Annotated in this window: 18 protein-coding genes and 1 riboswitch; of the genes, 16 read left to right on the forward strand and 2 right to left on the reverse strand. The window is 74.6% G+C overall.

The annotated features are described in order from the left end of the window. Positions 1-82: 82 nt before the first annotated feature. The gene (locus ACIP64_RS08455; protein ID WP_401583066.1) at positions 83-631 is read left to right on the forward strand and encodes a hypothetical protein; all 549 of its coding nucleotides are present in this window, start codon (positions 83-85) and stop codon (positions 629-631) included. An 806-nt stretch (positions 632-1,437) separates the two neighbouring features. Here the strand turns inward: ACIP64_RS08455 and ACIP64_RS08460 are convergent. Continuing rightward, positions 1,438-2,508 (reverse strand): Gfo/Idh/MocA family oxidoreductase, encoded by a 1,071-nt coding sequence (locus tag ACIP64_RS08460; protein ID WP_401583068.1) that lies wholly within the window; start codon positions 2,506-2,508, stop codon positions 1,438-1,440. A 56-nt stretch (positions 2,509-2,564) separates the two neighbouring features. On the opposite strand from ACIP64_RS08460, the gene ACIP64_RS08465 reads away from it, so the two are divergent. The 13 genes from ACIP64_RS08465 to ACIP64_RS08525 all read left to right on the forward strand — a co-directional run bounded on the left by ACIP64_RS08465 (position 2,565) and on the right by ACIP64_RS08525 (position 15,678). Continuing rightward, entirely contained in the window at positions 2,565-3,683 is a 1,119-nt protein-coding gene (locus ACIP64_RS08465; RefSeq protein WP_401583069.1) for an ROK family transcriptional regulator, read from the forward strand. Between the two features lie 80 nt (positions 3,684-3,763). Continuing rightward, a complete protein-coding gene (locus ACIP64_RS08470) occupies positions 3,764-4,822 on the forward strand; it encodes a hypothetical protein (RefSeq protein WP_401583070.1) in 1,059 nt (352 codons plus the stop codon). A 138-nt stretch (positions 4,823-4,960) separates the two neighbouring features. Next, positions 4,961-5,713 carry a GntR family transcriptional regulator gene (locus tag ACIP64_RS08475; protein ID WP_401583071.1) on the forward strand — a complete coding sequence of 251 codons (753 nt, stop codon included), beginning with the start codon at positions 4,961-4,963 and terminating at the stop codon, positions 5,711-5,713. Between the two features lie 144 nt (positions 5,714-5,857). Beyond that, positions 5,858-6,979 (forward strand): TIGR03364 family FAD-dependent oxidoreductase, encoded by a 1,122-nt coding sequence (locus ACIP64_RS08480; RefSeq protein WP_401583073.1) that lies wholly within the window; start codon positions 5,858-5,860, stop codon positions 6,977-6,979. Between the two features lie 5 nt (positions 6,980-6,984). Then, positions 6,985-7,656 (forward strand): phosphonatase-like hydrolase, encoded by a 672-nt coding sequence (locus ACIP64_RS08485; protein WP_401583075.1) that lies wholly within the window; start codon positions 6,985-6,987, stop codon positions 7,654-7,656. 1 nt (position 7,657) lies between these two features. After that, positions 7,658-8,719: an ABC transporter ATP-binding protein gene (locus ACIP64_RS08490; RefSeq protein WP_401583076.1), complete on the forward strand. Its 1,062-nt coding sequence runs from the start codon at positions 7,658-7,660 to the stop codon at positions 8,717-8,719. Beyond that, positions 8,712-9,548 (forward strand): 2-aminoethylphosphonate ABC transporter permease subunit, encoded by an 837-nt coding sequence (locus ACIP64_RS08495; protein WP_401583078.1) that lies wholly within the window; start codon positions 8,712-8,714, stop codon positions 9,546-9,548. The genes ACIP64_RS08490 and ACIP64_RS08495 overlap by 8 nt, the downstream gene beginning before the upstream one ends. Continuing rightward, positions 9,535-10,332 carry an ABC transporter permease subunit gene (locus ACIP64_RS08500; protein WP_401583080.1) on the forward strand — a complete coding sequence of 266 codons (798 nt, stop codon included), beginning with the start codon at positions 9,535-9,537 and terminating at the stop codon, positions 10,330-10,332. The genes ACIP64_RS08495 and ACIP64_RS08500 overlap by 14 nt, the downstream gene beginning before the upstream one ends. Continuing rightward, positions 10,329-11,447, forward strand: coding sequence for a 2-aminoethylphosphonate ABC transporter substrate-binding protein (locus ACIP64_RS08505; RefSeq protein ID WP_401583082.1), 1,119 nt, complete (start codon positions 10,329-10,331; stop codon positions 11,445-11,447). The genes ACIP64_RS08500 and ACIP64_RS08505 overlap by 4 nt, the downstream gene beginning before the upstream one ends. Before the next feature lie 123 nt (positions 11,448-11,570). Beyond that, positions 11,571-13,112 (forward strand): alkaline phosphatase family protein, encoded by a 1,542-nt coding sequence (locus ACIP64_RS08510; protein ID WP_401583083.1) that lies wholly within the window; start codon positions 11,571-11,573, stop codon positions 13,110-13,112. Positions 13,113-13,191: 79 nt separating this feature from the next. After that, entirely contained in the window at positions 13,192-13,971 is a 780-nt protein-coding gene (locus tag ACIP64_RS08515; protein WP_360906097.1) for an HAD-IIA family hydrolase, read from the forward strand. Positions 13,972-14,079: 108 nt separating this feature from the next. Continuing rightward, on the forward strand, positions 14,080-15,030 hold the full coding sequence (locus tag ACIP64_RS08520; RefSeq protein WP_401583086.1) for a hypothetical protein: 951 nt from the start codon (positions 14,080-14,082) through the stop codon (positions 15,028-15,030). Positions 15,031-15,033: 3 nt separating this feature from the next. Continuing rightward, entirely contained in the window at positions 15,034-15,678 is a 645-nt protein-coding gene (locus tag ACIP64_RS08525) for a class F sortase (RefSeq protein WP_401583087.1), read from the forward strand. Between the two features lie 31 nt (positions 15,679-15,709). Here ACIP64_RS08525 and bcp read toward each other — a convergent pair whose 3' ends face one another. Continuing rightward, positions 15,710-16,177: a thioredoxin-dependent thiol peroxidase gene (bcp, locus tag ACIP64_RS08530; RefSeq protein ID WP_401583089.1), complete on the reverse strand. Its 468-nt coding sequence runs from the start codon at positions 16,175-16,177 to the stop codon at positions 15,710-15,712. A gap of 100 nt (positions 16,178-16,277) precedes the next feature. Here bcp and ACIP64_RS08535 point away from each other — a divergent pair, with 100 nt between their 5' ends. Next, positions 16,278-16,601: a DUF3618 domain-containing protein gene (locus ACIP64_RS08535; RefSeq protein WP_360906101.1), complete on the forward strand. Its 324-nt coding sequence runs from the start codon at positions 16,278-16,280 to the stop codon at positions 16,599-16,601. Between the two features lie 46 nt (positions 16,602-16,647). Further along, entirely contained in the window at positions 16,648-16,950 is a 303-nt protein-coding gene (locus tag ACIP64_RS08540; protein WP_389243518.1) for a GroES family chaperonin, read from the forward strand. A 7-nt stretch (positions 16,951-16,957) separates the two neighbouring features. Beyond that, a riboswitch (guanidine-III (ykkC-III) riboswitch) is annotated at positions 16,958-17,019 on the forward strand. Positions 17,020-17,041: the final 22 nt, after the last annotated feature.

Raw genomic sequence — 17,041 nt, forward strand, 5'->3', positions numbered from 1 at the left:
GTTCTAGCCTGGCGGAAAGGGCGGCCCGGGACCCCGGTCGCCGGCAGAGCAGCCTCCTACGCCCACAGGACGTGGTCCGGCCATGGCCAAGCTCGCGGCCTCCTCACGACTGTCCCTGTCCGATCCGAAGAGATCCGCCCTCGACGTCTCCTGGACCTGCTCGCTGCGCCGCACACCCGGCAGCGACGCGCTCGCGGCACGCCTGAGCCGTGCCGCGCTGGAGACCCTCTCCTGCGGCCCGTCCGGCGCCCGGATCGCCCAGGCCGTACTGGTGGCCTGCGGCTATGTCGTCACGCACGGCCGGGCACGCCGTTTCCGCGTCACGCTCGGCGTGGAGGACGGGCACTGCTCGGTGTGCGTCACCGACACCGGCTACGACCAGCCGTCCGCACACGACGGCGGGGCGCCGCCGGAACCGCCGTCCTCCGCCGAGACCACCCGGCTGTGCCGGCAGCTCGCGGGCGCCGGGGAGGAGGAACCGCTGGACGGCGTGCAGGTGCACCACACCGCCGACGGCGCCGTCCTGGTCCGCTTCCGCACCCGCCTGCCCGAACCGGGCGGAACGCCGCCGGCCCATCGTTCTCCCCCGGACGCGCCGGACCACTCCCGCGGTCCGGGCACCCGAGGGTGAGGAGCGCCCGGCCGGCGGCCGCGAGGGGAGCGCGCCGCAGGCCGGGCGACCGGGCCGCCGTCAACCGCGGGGCTCGCTTGCCGCCCCCGGACGGTGCGCAGACAGCGCCACCACGGTCCGGCGGCCACGAGGGCAGCGCCCCCGGCGTCGCCGCGGCCTGCGCCGCGGCGACCGGCATCTCGGAGCCGTCGCGCACAGCAGCGAGCAACCGCAGCTCGCGGACGCCCGCCTCAACCGCGGGACGCGACCCGCACCCCGCAGCCCTCCCGGGCCAAGACCCACCGGCATCACGGCCGCCCGCGCCACGGGGACCAGCAACCCGGAGCCGTCCCTGGTCGGCGCGGCCCTCGCCCTCGTCCGCTTCCGCCCGACCGGCGGCCACGAGGGCAGCGCCGGCGCCGCTGCGGCCTCCGGCCCGGTGCCGTCGCGCACAGCGGCGTGCCGGGGACGAACAACCGCTGAACGACGCGCAAGTGCACCACACCGCCGACAACGCCACCCGCCGACCTGTCCGCTGTCCGCACCCGGCCGGCGGCCGTGAGGGGTGCACCGCGGGCCGGGCAATCGGAGCACCGACGGAACCACCCGGCTGTGACGGCAACCCGGGGAGGAACGACTGCTCGACCGCGCGCGCAGGTACAGGCGCCGCCCCCGGGCGCTGCGCGTCCAGCCCGCGGGCCCGTCAGTGAGGGCTCGCCCCTCACGAGCACCGGTGGCCTCGTGGCGGCCCGGGCCCCGGTGAGCGGCGGTACACATGCCGTCCCGGACGGCGTGCAGGTGCAGGCGCCGCCCCACCGGCGCCCCCGTCAGGCGCGGGGCGCGAGCCGCACCGTGCGGCCCTCGCGGGCCGAGACGGCGGCCGCTTCCAGGACCGCCAGCGTCGCGGCGGCCTGGGCCGCCGTGACCGGCGGCTCCGTGCCGTCGCGCAGGGCGGCGGCGACAGCCGCGTAGTACGCGGGGTAGTCGCCGGGGAGCGTCGGCTCGGGACGGACGTCGTCGCCGGCGCCCAGCAGGCCCCACGCGGACTCCGGCTCGGTGCCCCACACGCCGCCGGGGGCGGGGCGGGCGCCCTCGCGCAGATCGGCCTCCTGCGGGTCGAGGCCGTGCTTGACGTAACCGGCGGTACTGCCCAGCACCCGGAAGCGCGGGCCGAGCTGGGCGGTGGTGGCGGTCATCCACAGGTGGGAGCGGACCCCGCCGGCGTGGGTGAGGGCGACGAAGGTGTCGTCGTCGGCCTGGGCGCCGGCACGGCGCACGTCCCGCTCGGCATACACGCTCTCGGCGGGGCCGAAGAGGGTCAGTGCCTGGTCGACCAGGTGGCTGCCGAGGTCGTAGAGCAGACCGCCGACCTCGGCGGGGTCGCCGGACTCGCGCCAGCCGCCCTTGAGGTTCGGCCGCCACCGCTCGAAGCGGGACTCGAAGCGCCACACCTCGCCGAGTTCGCCGCGCTCCAGCAGTCCGCGCAGGGTGAGGAAGTCGTTGTCCCAGCGGCGGTTGTGGAACACCGACAGCAGCAGTCCGCGGTCGGCGGCGAGGGCGGCGAGCGCGTCCCCCTCGGCGGCGGTGGCCGCGAGCGGCTTGTCGACGACGACCGGCAGCCCGGCCTCCAGCGCGGCCGTGGCGAGCGGGACATGGGTCTTGTTCGGCGAGGCCACGACGACCAGGTCCAGCTCGTCCGCGCGCTTCCAGAGCTCGTCGGCGGACGCGGCGAGGCGGACGTCCGGGTACGCGGCGCGGGCCTGCGCCTGGCGCTCGGGGTCGCTGGTGACGACGGTGTCGAGGGCGAGGCCGTCGGTGGCGGAGATCAGCGGGGCGTGGAAGACCGAGCCGGCCAGGCCGTAGCCGACCAGTGCGACGCGAAGGGGTGCGGAAGCCATGCGCCCCACTTAAGCAACGCTGTTGCGAAAGCGCAAGCGTGCCCGACAATGGGCAGGTGAACAACGGAACCGCCGGAGCCAACCTGCCGGTGCTGCGCAGCCACAACACCGCGCTGGTGCTCGGGCTGCTCCGCACCGCGACCGTCGCCGACGGCGCGGGGATCAGCCGGCTGGAGCTCGCCGACCGCACCGGCCTCACCCCGCAGGCGGTCAGCAAGATCGTGGCGCGGCTGCGCGCGGACGGGCTGGTCGACGAGGCCGGCCGCGGCGCCCCCACCGGCGGCAAGCCGCGCACCCTGCTCCGGCTGGCCCGGCGCGCCCGGTACGCGGTCGGGGTGCACCTGGACCGCGACGAGGTCACCGTGCTCCTGGCCGATCTGGCCGGAGAGACCACCGACGCCCGCACCGCCCCCCTCGACCTCGGCCGGCCCGCCGACGAGGTGCTGCGGGCGGTCGCCGGCCTGGTGCACGCCACCGTCGCGGACACCCCGGGCGCGGACGGCGCGGTGCTCGGCGCCGGGGTCGCCTCCCCCGGACCGCTGGACCACGGCACGGGCGCGCTGCTGCGCATCACCGGCTTCCCCGCCTGGGACGGCTACCCGCTGCGCGACGCGCTCGCCGAACGCCTCGGGCTGCCCGTCGTCCTGGACAAGGACACCAACGCGGCCGCCCTTTCGGTGCTGTCGCCGCCGGACCGCACCGGCGCCGGGGACTCCTTCGGCTGCCTGCACCTGGGCAGCGGGCTCGGCGCGGGCCTGGTCCTCGGCGGCGCGCTGCACCGCGGCGCCCGGACCGGCGCCGGGGAGTTCGGGCACCAGGCGGTCGCCCTCGACGGGCCGCGGTGCGCCTGCGGCAACCGCGGCTGCCTGGAGGCGCTCTGCCTGGCCGCCGTCGGCCGCGGCGACCACGCCGGGGCCGCCCGGCTGCTCGGGCTCGGCGCGGCGAACCTGGTCTCGCTGCTCGACATCGACCGCGTCGTCCTCGGCGGGCGCACCGTACTGGCGCGGCCCGAGCTGTTCCGGCGCGAGGTCGGCGCCGCCATGGACGCCCGCACGCGGCGGTCGGCGGGCCGTACCGTCCCCGTCTCCCTCGTCCCGGACGGCGCGCACGCGGTCGCCCGGGGCGCGGCGCTGCTGGCCCTGGCCCCGCTGTTCGGCCAGACGGCGGGCGGCTGACCGCCCGTACGGGTAGCCGCCGGGGACCGCCCCGCGTCGTACACGCATATGAGCGTACGAACGTGGGAGCTTCGCTGCCCATGAGGTGGCGCAGCGCTCTTGCCATGGCGGCGGCCTCGGTCGTGCTGGCCTCGGCCCAGGCGACCGGTGAACCCTTCCCCGTGCGGGCCCGGCTGAAGGACGGCCCACCGGCCTTCGTGGCGGGCGCCGCGGCGCGGGAGTTCCGTGTGGAGCTGGAGAACACCACCGGGCGGGCCCGGCGCGACGTGCACCCGGTCATCGTCCTCGTCGACCGCGACCGCAAGCTGACCGCACGCCAGGTGCGCCTGGAGTACCGCACGTCCGCGACGGGCGGCGCGAAGGGGGCCGGCCGGTCCGGCGGGGCGCGCTGGCGGCCGGTGCCGGTGGCGCACACCGGCAACGACGAGAACATCGCGGTGGTGGGCGAGCACGACCCCGGCGTGGTCCTGCCCGCGCACCGCACGGTACGTGTCGCGCTGCGGCTGCGCTTCACCCCGGACGCGCCGCCGGGGCCGGTCGAGGCCTCGGCCACCGTCGTGCAGCGACGCGGCGCGGACGGCGACTGGGTCGGCGAGTCGGCGCCGTACCGCTTCACCGTCGCGCCGCCGGGGGACGGCTCCGGAGCCGTGCCGCCGACAGCCCCGGGCACTCCCCGGGAGACCGCCGGCGGCCCGGCGCCGGGCGGCACCGGGACGGCCCCTGGGGCGGGCGGCGGGCATCCGGGGGCCGGGGAACACCCCGGCGTACGCCCCGGTGAGGGGCCCGGAGGACACCCGGCCGAACGTCCCGGCGCGGGCCCCGGTGAACGTGCCGGCGACAGCGACAGCGGCGGCGCGGGCCCCGGCACCGACGGCGGCCGGGAGCCCGGCGCCACCGGCCGCCCCGGCGGCGCGGTCACCGGCAAGGGCGACGAGGGGGACCCCGGCCCGCGGGAGACCGCAGGCAGCCGGCTTCCGGACACCCCCGCCGCCTCCGCCGGGCCGCGCACCCGCACCCACCCGCCCGGCCTGGCCGACACCGGTCCCGCCCAGGACCCGAGGCCCGCCCTGCTCCTCATCGGCGCCGGTGCGCTGCTGCTGGCGGGCGGGGTCGTGCTGAGGGTCGGCCGCCGGAGGTGACCGGCGCACCGGCCGCGAACTCCCGCCCCCCGGTGGGTGATCGGCCGGTGAACGCCGCCCGGCGCGGCGCCCCCTGCCGCCTTCCGCGCCCGGTACCGGCGGCCGTCCGCCCCGCTCCGATCTGCGAGGATTCGCCGTGTGAACGACACCCAGGCGGGTGCGCCGGCCCGCGCCGGCATCCCCGAGCACGGCCGGCTTCCCAAGTACTTCGTCGTCAAGACGCGCTTGGAGGAGCTGCTCGGCGAGCTCGGCGAGGGGGTGCCGCTGCCGACGGAACGGGAGCTCGCCGCCCGGTTCGGCGTGGCACGGGAGACCGTGCGGCAGGCGCTGCGCGAGCTGCTGATCCAGGGGCGGCTGCGCCGCCGCGGCCGCGCGACGGTGGTCGCCGGCCCGAAGCTGGAGCAGCCGCTGTCGCTGGCCAGCTACACCGAGGGCGTGCGCCGCCAGGGGCGGGTGCCGGGCCGCAATCTGACCGCGCTCGACCGGATCGCGGCGGACGAGGTGCTGGCCGGGCAGCTGGGCATCGCCGCGGGCGGCACGGTGTGGCACATGGAGCGCGTCCTGCTCGCCGACGAGGAGCGGGTGGGCCTGGAGAGCACCTATGTCGCGGTGGAGCGCGTGCCGCGGCTGGACGTGGAGTTCGACCCGGACTCCTCCTTCTACGCGTATCTGCGCGAGCGGGTGGGCGTGGAGTTCGGCGACGCGGACGAGCGGATCGAGACGGTGCTGGCGACCCCGCGCGAGGCGCTGCTGATCGGCACCCCTCCCGCGCTGCCCATGCTGCTGCTGCACCGCCACAGCCGGGACACCGAGGGTGCGCCGCTGGAGCGGGTCCGGTCGCTGTACCGCGGGGACCGCTTCAGTTTCACGACCCATTTGTCCCGTACGTAACACGGAGAACCCTTTGCACCCTCCTCCAGAGGGCCTATAAAGTCACGAAAAGATAACGGGTCTAGTCCAAGATTGCGGGTCCGTTCACGACCGGTTCAGAAACCGGACCCGACCGCGCCCGCCGGCCGCACGACTGTGGTCCGCATGAGAGTCCTGATCGTGGGTGCCGGAGCACTCGGCACCCTTCACGCCTGGCACGCCGTCGACCGCGGACACGAAGTCGTCCACCTGGAACGGGAGACCGAGGCCCGCGGCGCCTCCGTCCGCAACTTCGGCCTGGTCTGGGTCGGTGGCCGGGCCTCCGGCGCCGAACTGGAGACGGCGCAGCGCGCCCGCGAGCTGTGGCAGCGCATCGGCGAGCGGGTACCCGGCGTCGGCTTCCGCGCCAACGGCTCGCTGACCGTGGTGCGCACCGAGGCCGAGCGCGCCGTCGCGGATCAGGTCCTCGCCTCCCCCGAGGCCGCCGCGCGCGGGCTGAAGTGGCTCGACGCCGCCGAGGTCCGGCACCGCAACCCGGCGCTGCGCGGCGAGTTCACCGGCGCCCTGCTGTGCGAGCGTGACGCGGCCGTCGAGTCCCGCGTCGCCCTCCCCGCGCTGCGCGCGCACCTGGCCGCCACCGGCCGCTACACCTTCCTGCCCGGCCGCGAGGTCCGCGACGTCGCGCCCGGCACCGTCCGCGACGACCACGGCGACACCCACCACGGCGACACCGTCGTGCTGGCCACCGGCGCCCACCTGACCGGACTCGTCCGCGAACTGGCGGGCCCCGGACTGCCGGTGCGCCGGGTCCGCCTGCAGATGGCGCAGACCGACCCGCTGGACGAGCCGCTGACCACCTCGGTCGCCGACGCCGACAGCTTCCGCTACTACCCCGCCTACGCCGGCACCGCGCTCGACGCCCTGCGCGCCGGGCAGCCCCAGCCGCCGGTCGCCGCCGAGCACCGCATGCAACTGCTCATGGTGCAGCGCCTCGACGGCGGGCTGACCATCGGCGACACCCACGAGTACGACGAGCCCTTCGCCTTCGACGTCACCGAGGACCCCTACGACCACCTCACCGCCACCGCGGAAGCGCTGCTCGGCCGCCCCCTGCCGCGCGTGCGCCGCCGCTGGGCCGGGGTGTACGCGCAGTGCACCGACCCGTCCCTGGTGGTGCACCGGCAGCACGTCGCCGACGGCATGTGGCTGGTCACCGGACCCGGCGGCCGCGGCATGACCTGCTCCCCCGCCATCGGCGAGGACACCGCCAACGAGATCGGCTGGTAACGGCAATGACCGACAGCACTTCCCCCACGCTCGTCGTGCTCGACATGGCCGGCACCACCGTCGCCGACGACGGCCTGGTCGAGCGGGCCTTCGTCCGGGCCGCCGAACGCCTGGGCGCCGAGCCCGACCTGGACTACGTCCGCCGCACCATGGGCGAGTCCAAGATCTCCGTCTTCCGCGCCCTGTTCGGCACCGAGGAGCAGGCGCAGCGCGCCAACACCGAGTTCGAGCTCGCCTACGCGGACCTCGTGGACTCCGGCGCCTGCGCGCCGCTGCCCGGCGCGGCCGAGGCCATCGCCGCCCTGCGCGAGCAGGGCCGCACCGTGGTGCTGACCACCGGCTTCTCCCGCACCACCCAGGACGCGATCCTGGCCGCCCTGGGCTGGCAGGACATCGCCGACCTCACCCTGAGCCCGGCCGACGCGGGCGGCCGCGGCCGCCCCTACCCGGACATGGTGCTCACCGCGCTGCTGCGCACCCGCGCCGCCGACTCCGTCCGCGAGATCGCGGTGGCCGGCGACACGGCGTACGACATGCTCTCCGGCGTCCGCGCCGGCGCGCCCGTCGTGGCGGGTGTGCTGACCGGCGCCCACGACGAGGCGGCGCTGCGCGAGGCGGGCGCCACCCACGTCCTGGACTCCGTCGCCGCGCTTCCCGCCCTGCTGGCGAAGGTCTGAGATGGGCATACGGTTCGAGGACGTGACGGTGGCCTACGGCCGCACCACCGTCCTGGATTCCTTCGACCTCACCGTGGAACCCGGCGAGGTGATGGCCCTGCTCGGCCCCTCCGGCTCGGGCAAGACCACCGCGCTGCGCGCCGTCGCCGGCTTCGTCACCCCGGCCCGCGGGCGGGTGTGGATCGACGGCCGCGACGTGACGAAGCTGCCGCCGTACAAGCGCGGCATCGGCATGGTCGTGCAGAGCTACGCCCTCTTCCCGCACATGCGCGTCGACAAGAACGTCGGCTTCGGGCTGCGGGCGCAGGGAGTGCCGCGTGCCGAGACCGCCGAGCGGGTCGAGCAGGCCCTGGCGCTGACCGGCATGGGCGAGTTCGCGCGGCGCTACCCGCGCGAGCTGTCCGGCGGCCAGCAGCAGCGCGTCGCCATCGCCCGCGCCCTGGCCGTACGCCCCCGGGTGCTGCTGCTCGACGAGCCGCTGTCCGCGCTCGACGCGAAACTGCGCTCGGGGATGCTGGCCGAACTGGCGCGCCTGCACCGCGAACTGCCCGACGTCTCCATGCTGTACGTCACCCACGACCAGATCGAGGCGCTGACCCTGGCCGACCGCATCGCGGTGATGGACCGGGCCCGGCTGAGGGACGTCGGCACCCCGCAGGAGCTGTACCGGCGCCCGCGCACCGAGTTCACCGCGTCCTTCGTCGGCAACGCCAACCTGCTGCCGGTCACCGTCGGCAAGGACGGCGCGGTCCGCTTCGCGGAGCACGACCTGCTCGCCCCCACCGGCGAGGCGGCCCCCGGCGCCGAGGCCACGCTCTGCGTGCGCCCGCACGCCGTGGGCCTGGGCGACGGGCCCAACCCGCTGCCCGGCACCGTCACCGGCATCCAGTGGCGCGGCGCCACCCACCGCCTGCTGGTGGAGACCGCGGGCCACCAGCTGATGGCCGACGTCACCGAGCTGCGCGACCCGCCCGCCCCCGGCGACACCGTCACCGTGCACTTCGCGCCCGACGACGCCGTCCTGCTGCCCGCGGGCACCGGGGGCGGTGACCGCGATGGCTGAGGCACGCCCCTGGGCGCCCCGCCTGCTGTGGGCGGGCGTCCCCGTCGCGGCACTGGCGGCGGCCTTCCTGTACCCGCTGGTGCTGCTGGTGTGGCAGTCGGTGTCCCCCGACACCGGCGGGCACTCCTTCGCCGTGTACGGCGACGTCTTCGGCTCCGAGGTCTTCCGGCGGGCGCTGGGCAACACCGTGTGGATCGCGGCCGCCTCGACGGCCGGCTGCCTGCTGCTGGGCTTCGTCCTCGCCCTGGTGATCGCCTTCGTGCCGTTCCCCGGCGCCCGCGCGGTCGCCCGCTTCGTCGACGTCTTCCTGTCCTTCCCGTCCTTCCTGATCACGCTGGCGCTGGTCTTCGTGTACGGGTCGGCGGGCATGGCCAACGGGCTGTGGACGGACGCCACCGGCGCCGCCGAGGGGCCGTTCGCCTTCCTGACCACACCGTGGGGCGTGATCCTCGCGGAGGTCACGTACTTCACGCCCTTCGTGATGCGCCCCCTGCTGGCCGCCTTCGGGCAGCTGGACCCCGCGCAGATCGAGGCCGCCTCCTCGCTGGGCGCCCGCGCCCCGCGCATCGTGCGGCAGGTGATCCTCCCCGACGCGCTGCCGGCGCTGGCGGCCGGCGGGAGCCTGGTGCTGGTGATGTGCCTGAACGAGTTCGGCATCGTGCTCTTCACCGGCGCCAAGGGCGTCACCACGCTGCCGATGCTCGTCTACACCAAGGCGATCCTGGAGTCCGACTACCCGGCGGCCTGTGTCGTCGCCACCGTCAACGTCGCCGTCTCGCTGGCGCTGTACGGCATCTACCGGGCGGTGAGCCGACGTGCTGGTGCATAGCCGCGGCGGCCGCTGGGCCGCGTGGGCGCTGTTCGCCCTGCTCTTCCTGCCGCTGTTCGCGCTGCCGCTGCTGGTGCTGGTGGCCGCGTCCTTCGCGGGCCACTGGAGCGGCGCGCTGCCGTCCGGCCCGACCCTGGACCACTACGACGCCGCCGTGCGCGGCGAGTCGCTGCAGGCCCTGACGACCAGTCTGGCCACCGCGGCCGCCGCGAGCGTCCTGGCGCTGACCGCGGGCACCTGGGCCGCGCTGTCCGCGCACGCGCTGGGCCGCCGGGCCCGGCGGGTGATGGACCTGCTGTTCATGCTGCCGGTCGCGGTGCCTTCGGTGGTCGCCGGACTCGCGCTGCTGGTCGCCTTCAGCAAGCCGCCCGTGCTGCTCAACGGCACCCGGACGATCGTGATCCTGGCCCACACCGTCCTGGTGACGGCCTTCGCCCACCAGTCGGTGACGGCGGCCCTCGGCCGTCTCGACCCCGCCTACGAACAGGCCGCGGCCAGCCTCGGCGCCCGCCCCTGGTACGTGCTGTGGCGGGTCCGCCTGCCGCTGCTGCTGCCCTCCCTGGGGGCGGCGGCCGGGCTCTGCTTCGCCCTGTCCATGGGCGAGTTGAGCGCCACGATGATGCTCTACCCGCCCGACTGGCTGCCCCTGCCGGTCCTCGTCTTCAGCGCCACCGACCGCGGCTCGCCGTTCACCGGCTCCGCCCTCGCGGTGGTCCTCATGGGCACGACGCTGCTCGTCCTGCTCGCTCTCTCCCGCATCCGCACCAAAGCCTCCTACCGATGACCCTCAAGGAGATCAGTCCCGCCATGTCCTCCGTCCCCCGCGTCACCCGCGTCCCCCGTCGCGCCCTGCGCGCCCCGATCGCCGTCCTCGCCTCCTCCCTCGTCCTCGGCGGCGCCCTCACCGCCTGCGGCGGCGACTCCTCCGCCTCCGACGCCAAGGAGGTCACCGTCTACAGCGCCGACGGCCTCAAGGGCGAGAACGGCGACGGCTGGTACGACCAGATCTTCAAGGACTTCGAGAAGCAGACCGGCATCAAGGTCCGCTACGTCGAGGGCGGTTCCGGCGAGGTCGTGCAGCGCGCCGTCCGCGAGAAGTCCAACACCCAGGCCGACGTCCTGGTCACCCTCCCGCCCTTCATCCAGCAGGCCGACGCCAAGGGCCTCCTGGAGAAGTACACCCCGAAGGGCGCCGACACGGTCGCCGCCCCGGACAAGTCCACGGACGGCACATGGACCTCGGTCGTCAACAACTACTTCGGCTTCGTCTACAACAAGCAGCAGCTGAAGACCGCCCCCACCACCTGGGACGAGCTGCTGGACGCCACGTACAAGAACAAGCTCCAGTACTCCACGCCGGGCGTCGCCGGCGACGGCACCGCGGTCGTCATCAAGGCGATGCACGACTTCGGCGGCAAGGACCAGGCCATGGACTACCTCAAGAAGCTCCAGGCCAACAACGTCGGCCCGTCCTCCTCCACCGGCAAGCTGGCGCCGAAGGTCGACAAGGGCGAGATCCTGGTCGCCAACGGCGACGTCCAGATGAACTTCGCCCAGGCCAAGTCGATGCCGAACCTGGGCATCTGGTTCCCGGCCGCCCAGGGCGGCAAGCCCACCACCTTCGCGCTGCCGTACGCCGGCGGCCTGGTCAAGGGCGCCCCGCACTCGGAGAACGGCAAGAAGCTGCTGGACTTCATGCTCGGCGAGGAGGCCCAGAAGCAGGTCAGCTCCATCGGCGGCGGCTTCGCCGCGCGCTCCGACGTGAAGGCCGACGACGCCAACGCCAAGGCGCTGGCCGGGATCCTCCAGGGCGTCGAGGTCTTCCAGCCGGACTGGGCCGACATCGACACCAACCTCGACACCTACGTCAAGGCCTGGCAGGACGCGACCGGCAGCTGACCGACCGCGGCACCCCCCGGCACCACGCACAGCACGCACAGCACGACCTGGACGCCCCTGCCCCGCCAGGGGCGTCCGGCTGTCCGCATCCGACGTGCACGACCCTTCGTCTGGAGGACCGTCATGCCGAACGGCATGTCCCGTCGCACCGTGCTCACCGCCTCCGCCGCAGGCGCCGCCCTGGTCGCCGCCGGCGGCCCGCTCGCCGGGCTCGCCCGCGCGGCCGCCCCCACCCTCCCGAACGGCACCAGCTCCGACAAGGTGCTGGTCATCGGCATGGACGGACTGCGCCACGACCGGATCGACGCCGCCAAGGCGCCGCACCTGAAGTCCCTGATGGCGAACGGGACCTACGGGCTCAGCCTGCTCTACGCCTCCCCGATGGCCGCCACGTCCTCCGGCCCCGGCTGGTCCACCGTCTCCACCGGTGTGTGGCCCGACAAGCACGGGGTGAGGGACAACACCTTCGCCGGCAAGAACTACACCCGCTACCCCGGCTTCCTGGCCCGCCTCGCCCAGGTGCGGCCGCAGTTGTCCACGTACGCGGCCGTCGACTGGAAGCCGCTGGACACCGAGGGCACCGTCACCGCGGGCGCCGACGGCAAGAACGTCTACGACGGCGACGCCGAGGGCTACCCGCTCCACGACGCCCACATCGCCGACGACGCCGAGCGCGTGCTGCGCGACCAGAACCCGGACGTCGCCTTCGTCTACTTCGGCAACACCGATGTCGTCGCGCACGCGGTGGGCGCCGCGAGCAGCACGTACCTGGACGCCATCGACGTCCAGGACGGCTACGTCGGCCGGCTGCTGGCGGCGGTCAAGGCCCGCCCCACGTACGCCTCCGAGCGCTGGACCGTCATCGTCGCCACCGACCACGGGCACCTCGACGCGGGCGGCCACGGCGGCAGCACCGTCGAGGAGCGGCGCACCTTCGTCCTGGCGCAGGGGCCGGGGATCGCCGCGGGCGCGCGGCCCGCCGACACCCGGCTCGTGGACGTCGCGGCCACCGTCTTCCAGCAGTTGGGCATCGTCCCCGACCCCGCGTGGGGCCTGGACGGCAAGCCCGTGCAGGAGCGCTCCACCGACCCCTTCGACGCGCTGCTGCCCGCGCTGGGCGGCCGGGTCGACGAGACCGGCATCCCGGCCTCCGTCCTGGGCTTCACGCACACCGCCCCCAGCGGCTGGTCGGTGGTGAACAGCGCGATGGGCACCGGCGGTGTCACCGAGTGGCGAGGCTGGTCCTTCGCCACCGACGAGTTCTGGTCCCGCTCGCAGCGCGACCAGTGGCGCGAGCTCAACGTCCGCTCCCGCGGGGTGTTCGCCGTCGCCGACTCCGACGAGTGGGACGACACGTCCCACTCGGGCGGCTACGACTCCACGCTGGTCACCCCCGCGTACGCCGTGACCGGCAGGAGCAGCGTCACGCTGTCCTTCACCACCTTCTACCGCCAGGAGGGCGCCCAGACCGCGCAGATCCTGGCCTCCTTCAACGGCGGCACCCCCACCGCCGTCAAGAGCTACACCTCCGACGTGGTCTCGCAGCCCCAGTCCGTGACGGTCGCCGTCCCGGCGGGCGCCTCCAGCGTGAGCTTCCGCTTCCGCTACACCGGGGCCAACAACTGGTACTGGGTCATCGACGGGGTCAAGGTCACCACCGCCTGACTAGGCTGGGGGCGCCGGCACGACGACGTGCCGGCGCCCCCTCACCTCAGCACCCCGCCGCACCGCAGGAGTCCGTCCCATGGCAGAACGCAAGCCGATCGAGTCCTGGCTCACCGACATGGACGGAGTCCTGATCCACGAGGGCACCCCGATCCCCGGCGCCGACGCGTTCCTCAAGCGCCTCAAGGAGTCGGGGAAGCCGTTCCTGGTCCTCACCAACAACTCCATCTACACCCAGCGCGACCTGCACGCGCGGCTGACCCGCATGGGCCTGCACGTCCCGGTGGAGAACATCTGGACCTCCGCGCTGGCCACCGCCCGCTTCCTGGACGAGCAGCGGCCCGGCGGCACCGCGTACGTCATCGGCGAGGCGGGCCTGACCACCGCGCTGCACGACATCGGCTACGTGCTGACCGACGTCGAGCCGGACTACGTGGTGCTGGGCGAGACCCGCACCTACAGCTTCGAGGCGCTGACCAAGGCCATCCGGCTGATCAACAACGGCTCCCGGTTCATCGCCACCAACCCCGACGAGACCGGCCCCTCGGCCGAGGGCGCGCTGCCCGCCACCGGTTCGGTCGCCGCCCTGATCACCAAGGCCACCGGCAAGGACCCGTACTTCGTCGGCAAGCCCAATCCGCTGATGATGCGCGCCGGGCTCAACGCCATCCAGGCGCACTCCGAGACCAGCGCGATGATCGGCGACCGGATGGACACCGACGTGCTGGCGGGCCTCGAGGCGGGTATGGAGACCTTCCTGGTCCTCACCGGGCTGACGCGGCCCGCCGACATCGACCGCTTCCCCTACCGGCCCTCGCGTGTGGTGGAGTCCATCGCCGATCTGGTGGACCTCGTCTGACCCGACCGGAGCAGCCCCGCATGCGGCGGCCCGTCAGAAAAGAGACCTTCGAAGTACCGGGGCCGACCGATCCGACAACGTGAGCCCGGGTGAGTGGAGGTTTTCATCATGGGCTCTGTCAGGGACGCCGCCCGCATTCCCCTGTGCGCCGCCGCGGCGGTGGCGGTGATCGCCGTCTGCGGTCCCGTCGCCGTCGCGGACGACGGCCCGGCCGGGAGCGGGGACGCCACCAGCCGGCTGTGGGAGCGCGCGGCCGGCGGGGGCGGCGGAGCCCAGGGCGGCGACCGCCAGGACTTCGGCAGGCAGGACGGCGGACGCGACAACGGCGACCGGGGCGACGGCGGACGCGACAACGGGGGCCGGGACGACAACGGCCGCGACAACAGCCGGGACAACGGGGGCCGCGACAACAACCGGGACAACGGCAACCGGGACGACAACGGCCGCGACAACGGCGGACGCGACAACGGGGGCCGGGACGACAACGGCCGCGACAACGGCGGACGTGACGACGACGGTGGTGAAGGCGGCCGCGGCGGAGGCGGGGGCGGCGGAGGCGGCGGGGGCGGGGGCGGGGGAGGAGGTGTCGTCGTCGGCGGCGGCGGTGTCGTCGGCGGGGGCGGTGTGACCGTCAACCCCGGTTCCGTCGGCCCGGGCGGCGACGTCGACGTCCGCACCCAGGAGTGCGACCGCGCCCAGTCGGGCACCGTCAGCTCCTCCGCCTTCGTCGCTCCCGTACGGCTCGCCCCGGCCTCGGACGGCGGCATGTACGCCTCCGCGGTGGTGCGCTCCGGGCTGGCGTCCGGCTCGTACAAGGTCTCCATCGAGTGCAACGGCCAGTCGCACGAGGGCCAGATCGAGGTCGGCGAGGGCACCGGGGACGGCGGCTTCCCGTCCGCACCGGTCCCCGCGGGTGGCGGTGCCATGGCCGCCGGCGTGGCACGGCACGCGGCCTCCGCCCCGCAGCCGGCCGGGGTGCCGGGCACCGTGGCCGCGGGTGTGCTGGCCGTGGCGGGGGCGGCCGGCCTGGTGATGCACCGGCGCCGCAGCCGGGACTGAGCGGTGCAGGGACGGACCGTCGCGGCCGCCACGGCCGCGGTCGTGCTCTTCGCGGCGTGGCTGAAGGGCTACGTCCACCCGGCCCCCGGGGACGCCATGGGCGCCCCGGGGGTCACCGCCACGTCCGCGCCCGGGGCGGACGGGCGCCCCACCCCGGTCTACGCCGCGCACACCCCGCTCCACCACGCCCGGCCGCTCAGCATCCGCATCCCCTCGGCCGGCATCGACGCCCCGCTCGTGGTGCGCGGGCTCACCGCCGACGGGGCCGTCGACCCGCCGCCGTTCACCTCGCCCGGGGTGGCGGGCTGGTTCGGCGCGGGCCCGGCGCCCGGCGACGCGGGCGCGGCGCTCGTCGTCGGCCATGTGGACACCCGCACCCGGGCCGCGGTGTTCTACAACCTCAGCACCGTCACGCCCGGCACCCTGGTGGAGGTCAACCGCTCGGACGGCTCGGTCGCGGAGTTCACCGTCGAGGGCGTGGAGATCGTCCCGAAGGAGGGCTTCCGCCCGGAGCGGGTGTACGGCTCGGGCGTCCGCCCCGAGCTGCGGCTGATCACCTGCGGCGGCACCTTCGACCGCGCGACCCAGAGCTACTCGGCCAACGTCGTGGTCTACGCGGCACTGACCGGCTCGCACACCCGGGCCTGAGCCGGTGGCGCCGCGGCGGCCCGAGGGGGCGTCAGACGCCCAGGTCGCGGATGAGCTTGGCCACGTGCCCGGTGGCCTTGACGTTGTACCAGGCGTGCTCGACCTTGCCGTGCTCGTCGACGACGACGGTGGAGCGGATCACGCCGGTCACCACCTTGCCGTACAGCTTCTTCTCGCCGAAGGCGCCGTACGCGGTCAGGACCGACTTGTCGGGGTCGGCCACCAGGGTCACCTTCAGCGACTCCTTCTCGCGGAACTTCGCGAGCTTCTCGGGCTTGTCGGGCGAGACGCCGATGACGTCGTAGCCGGCGCCCGCGAGGACGTCGAGGTTGTCGGTGAAGTCACAGGCCTGCTTGGTGCATCCCGGGGTGAGCGCGGCGGGGTAGAAGTAGACGATGACCTTGCGGCCGGCGTGCTCGGCGAGGGAGACCTCGTTGCCGTCGGCGTCGGGCAGGGTGAAGGCGGGTGCGGTGTCGCCGGGCTGGAGGCGCTCGCTCATGGGTGCAGTTCTCCGGTTCGGGGTGCCGACGGGCGCCGGCACGAGCGGACTGACAGACTGTCTGCACGGTACCGGTCGAGACAACGATGGAGGCTGCACGGTGTCGGATGGCAGGAGCCCGGCTCAGATCGAGGCGGACATCGCCCTGAAGCGGCGGGAGCTGGCCGCCACCCTGGACGAGATCGCCGTGCGGGTGCACCCGGCGACGATCGCCGCCGACACGAAGGCGAAGGTCGCGTCGGCCGTGGACCGCACCGCCGGACGGGCGTACGTGGCGGTCAACCGGGGCGTGACGGAGATCCGGGGGCACTTCGTCACCGAGGAGGGCGCGCCGCGCGTGGAGCGCATCGTGCCGGTCGCGGTGGCGGCCGTGGCACTGGTCACTGTGGTGGCCGGCCTCTCGCTGCGCAGACGACGCCGGTAACGTCGTACCTGTGAGTTCGCCATCGCATGACAAGCTTCCGATCCGCATGCTCCACGACCGTGTGCTGGTCCGTTCCGACACCCCCGAGGGGGAGCGCCGCTCCGGCGGCGGCATCCTGATCCCCGCCACGGCGGCCGTCGGGAAGCGGCTGGCCTGGGCCGAGGTGGTCGCCGTCGGCCAGAGCGTGCGCACCGTGGAGGTCGGGGACCGGGTGCTCTTCGACCCGGACGACCGCGCCGAGGTCGAGGTGCGGGGCACGGCCTACGTGCTGATGCGGGAGCGGGACCTGCACGCGGTGGCCGCCGAGCGGCTCCAGGGCTCGGAGGACTCCACCGGTCTTTACCTCTGATTTGCTATCGTCGCTCTCATCCCCCTGACGAGACGCGCCGTACCAGGGCCCATGCAAAGACGACGCACCGCCTGAGTCTTCAATGATCACG

The organism is Streptomyces sp. NPDC088733, assembly GCF_044751185.1.
Taxonomy (GTDB): Bacteria; Actinomycetota; Actinomycetes; order Streptomycetales; family Streptomycetaceae; genus Actinacidiphila.